3 protein-coding genes and 2 pseudogenes are annotated in these 3705 nt (G+C 67.3%); 3 read left to right on the forward strand and 2 right to left on the reverse strand.

The window, feature by feature from the left end; all coding sequences use genetic code 11:
* On the reverse strand, nt 1-274 hold a 274-nt coding region (locus Q1J95_RS15125), incomplete at its 3' end, for an adenylosuccinate synthetase (protein ID WP_300269133.1).
* Nucleotides 275-485: 211 nt separating this feature from the next.
* Between Q1J95_RS15125 and Q1J95_RS15130 the strand changes: the two are divergent.
* Nucleotides 486-1643, forward strand: a pseudogene (locus Q1J95_RS15130) (adenylosuccinate synthase); the annotation flags it as partial.
* Nucleotides 1643-2800, forward strand: a complete 1158-nt coding sequence (locus tag Q1J95_RS15135; RefSeq protein WP_300269138.1) for a beta-propeller fold lactonase family protein — start codon at nt 1643-1645, stop codon at nt 2798-2800. The pseudogene Q1J95_RS15130 and the gene Q1J95_RS15135, both read left to right, overlap by 1 nt.
* 117 nt (nt 2801-2917) lie before the next feature.
* On the opposite strand, the gene soxR is transcribed toward Q1J95_RS15135, so the two are convergent.
* Nucleotides 2918-3382: a redox-sensitive transcriptional activator SoxR gene (gene soxR, locus Q1J95_RS15140; protein WP_300269140.1), complete on the reverse strand. Its 465-nt coding sequence runs from the start codon at nt 3380-3382 to the stop codon at nt 2918-2920.
* Between the two features lie 58 nt (nt 3383-3440).
* Between soxR and Q1J95_RS15145 the strand changes: the two are divergent.
* Nucleotides 3441-3705, forward strand: a pseudogene (locus Q1J95_RS15145) (MFS transporter); the annotation flags it as partial.

Below are 3705 nucleotides of genomic sequence, written 5' to 3' on the forward strand. Positions count from 1 at the left end.
CGATGCCGCGGGCGGTGAGAGCGTCGAGTTCTTCGAAGAGGACCTCGGGATCGACCACGACGCCGTTGCCGATCACCGGGTGGACACCGGGCGAGAGGATGCCGCTGGGCAGCAGGTGCAGGGCATACTTCTCATCGCCGATCACGACGGTGTGCCCGGCGTTGTTGCCGCCGTTGAACTTCACCACCCAGTCGGTGCGTTCGCCGAGCAGATCGGTCGCTTTGCCTTTACCTTCGTCGCCCCACTGGACGCCGACGATAACGATTCCTGGCATGGGTAACCCCCTGGGTAGTGCTTCTCGCCGGAGTTGCACCGGCAGATGAGCTGGCCCGAACGGGCCGTTCCATCTTACCGAAGGGGTCTGACGCGCCCTCTTCTGTTCGCTGCCTTGCTGTCGTCCGGAGCCCGCCGTTGACCGTGGCGGGGTGATCGGTAGGGTGAGGGCGTGCCTGATAACGAGCCGTCGCCGTCGCGTGCCCTGCGCCGTGATCGGCGACGAGAAGTATGCACTGCACCTGCTTCCCAGTGGCATCCTCTCGCCCGGTGTCCACCCGGTGATCGGCAACGGCGTCGTCGTCGATCCCGAGGTTCTCTTCGAAGAGCTCGACGCTCTCACCGCGCGCGGCATTGATGTGTCGCGGCTGCGCGTGAGCGCCAACGCACACATCATCACGCAGTACCACCGCACACTCGACAAGGTCACCGAGCGCTTCCTCGGAAAGCGTCAGATCGGCACGACCGGTCGCGGCATCGGGCCCGCCTATGCCGACAAGATCCACCGCGTCGGCATCCGCGTGCAAGACCTGTTCGACGAGAACATCCTGCGCCAGAAGGTCGAGGGCGCCCTCGACCAGAAGAACCAGCTGCTGGTGAAGATCTTCAACCGCCGAGCCATCACCGTCGACGAGATCGTCGACGATCTGCTGTCGTACACCGAACGGCTGCGGCCGATGGTCGCCGACACCGGGCACCTCATCGCAGAGGCGCTCGATCGCAGAGAGGTCGTCGTCTTCGAAGGCGGCCAGGCCACGATGCTCGACATCGACCACGGCACCTACCCGTTCGTGACGTCGTCGACCGCGACGGCGGCGGGTGCGGCATCCGGGTCGGGGGTCGGGCCGAGTTCGCTGGATCGCATCGTCGGCATCGTCAAGGCATACACGACGCGTGTCGGCGCCGGCCCGTTCCCGACCGAACTGTTCGATGAGACCGGTGACTGGCTGCGCGAGACCGGAGCCGAGTTCGGCACGACGACGGGGCGCGACCGCCGCGTCGGCTGGTATGACGCCCCCATCACGCGCTACGCGACCCGAATCAACGGCATCACCGACCTCGTGCTCACCAAGCTCGACGTGCTCACGGGTGTCGAGCAGATCCCGGTTTGCGTCGCGTACGACGTCGACGGCACCCGCTTCGATGACGTACCCGTCAACCAGACCGATTTTCACCACGCGAAGCCGATCTACGAGTACTTCCCGGGCTGGACCGAAGACATCTCCACCGCCCGCACCTTCGACGATCTGCCGCAGAACGCCAAAGACTACGTGCTCACGCTCGAGAAGATGAGCAACACGCGCATCTCGGTCATCGGCGTCGGGCCCGCCCGCGACCAGGTGATCGTTCGCCACGATCTCGTGGACTGATGACCCGGTTCTGGCTCGGCGGCTACGGTCCCGATATGACGGGGGACGCCACCGGCATCGGCCTGCTCGAAGGAGACGAGGGGCGCGAACCGGTCTCGCTCGCTTATCACGGAGCGGTCGCCTCCGCGGTGTCGCCCTCGTGGCTGGCGCAGCATCCGTCGCTCGATGTCATCTACGCCGCGTTGGAGAGCTCCGGCACCGTGCAGGCGTTTCGGCGAAGCGGCGAGCGCGCGCTGGCTCCGCTGGGCGAACCGGTCGAGGCGGGCGAGTTCGTGTGCCACGTGGCGGTCGCTCCGAACGGTCCATATCTGATCGCGAGCTGCTACGGCGACGGCCGGGTCGTGCGCATCGGACTCGATACCGACGGCGGCCTGCGCGCACCGACGGTCGCTGACGCCGCCGTCGATCCGTACGCGAGCGCTGAGCCCGCTCGGCTCCCGAGTCCTGAGCCTGCTCTGTTCCCGAGCTCTGAGCCTGCTCTGTTCCCGAGCTCTGAGCCTGCTCTGTTCCCGAGCTCTGAGCCCGTCGACGGCGCGGGCGCCGCGGCATCCGTCGATCGTGCCTCGCATGCACACGCCGCAGCGTTCCTCCCCGACGGCCGCCTCGCGACCACCGATCTCGGCTTCGACCTCGTGCGTATCTGGCGGCCCGGCGCTTCAGGACTCGTCGCCGATCACACCGTCGTCCTGCCGTTCGGCGTGGGCCCGCGGCACATGGTCGTGCACCCGAGCGGACATCTGCACGTCGTCACCGAGTACTCATGCGAGGTATTCACGCTCGCGCCGCGCCCCGACGGGCAGTGGGCGATCGTCGGGGCAACCCCGGTTTCTCCCGCCGTGCAGCTCGGAGTCGACAACCCCGCTGAGCTGTCGCGTTCGCGCGACGGTGAGACGCTGTACGCGGGCATCCGCGGCAGCAACACGATCGCGGCGCTGCGGGTGCGCGGCGGCGGCGAGACGATCGAGCCTCTCGCGCTCGCCGACTCCGGTGTGAACTGGCCGCGGCACCATCTCGTGCACGACGGGGCGCTGCTGGTCGCCGGGCAGCTCTCGAACGAGATCAGTGTGATCGACCTCGACCAGCGCACGGGTGTGCCGCGCAGCATCCGGCATCGTGCCTCGGCGCCGGCACCGACCTGCATCCTGCTCGCGCACTGACCTGCCTGACCGCTCGCCGTCGCGGTGCGGCGCGCTGCTGTGCATAACTCCGCAAAGAACGTCGAGAATCGATCGGGTCGGAGCCGAACGGGCCCCGACCCGGCGATTCTTGCTGAGTTATGCGCGCCCCGTGAGCCAGCGAACCGGCCCCGACCCCTCCTGCCCGAGCACGTCGGCGGGGTTTTGCAAGGCGCATGATTTCAGGCTGAGGCAGCCGCAGCCGATGCATCCGTCCAGGTCACCGCGCAGGTGCTCGAGTTGCCGAATGCGCGCGTCGAGCTCGTCGCGCCAGCGCTGAGACAGCCGAGCCCAGTCGCGTTTGGTCGGCGTTCGCCCCTCCGGCAACGAATCAAGAGCCGACCGGATGTCTTTGAGTGGGATGCCGACGCGTTGCGAGACGCGGATGAAAGCGACGCGACGCAGAGTGTCGCGACGATAGCGCCGCTGGTTTCCGGACGTGCGCTCAGAGTCGATGAGCCCGTTTCGCTCATAGAAGTGCAGAGCGGATGCCGCGACGCCGCTGCGGCTGGAAAGCTCGCCGATCGTGAGTGGGCGGTTCTTATCGCCGTCGAGCTGGGGCATCGTGAACCTCCGAGAGAGACTTGACCTCAACCATAGTTGAGGTCTTACCGTCGGAGGAATGACAGCACGAACGGGCGAGACGAGCATTCCTCCGGCCGCGCAGGGGATCATGAGCAGGCGCTACCTCTGGATCACGATCGGGGCGTGCGCGTTGGTGTTCCTCGGTGCCTTCGAATCGCTCGCCGTCGCCACCGTGATGCCCGTGGTCAGCGCCGATCTCGCCGGGGAGCGCCTGTATGCGCTGGCGTTCGCGGGCCCGCTGGCCACGGGTGTGATCGGAATGGTCGGCGCCGGAAACTGGTCTGACCGCCGCGGGCCCACAG

Source organism: Microbacterium sp. (assembly GCF_029263575.1).
GTDB lineage: Bacteria > Actinomycetota > Actinomycetes > Actinomycetales > Microbacteriaceae > Microbacterium.

Coding starts and splice junctions, on each gene's coding strand:
- soxR (WP_300269140.1), bottom strand. CDS start 3,382: ATGCCCCAGCTCGACGGCGATAAGAACCGCCCACTCACGATCGGCGAG.
- Q1J95_RS15135 (WP_300269138.1), top strand. CDS start 1,643: ATGACCCGGTTCTGGCTCGGCGGCTACGGTCCCGATATGACGGGGGAC.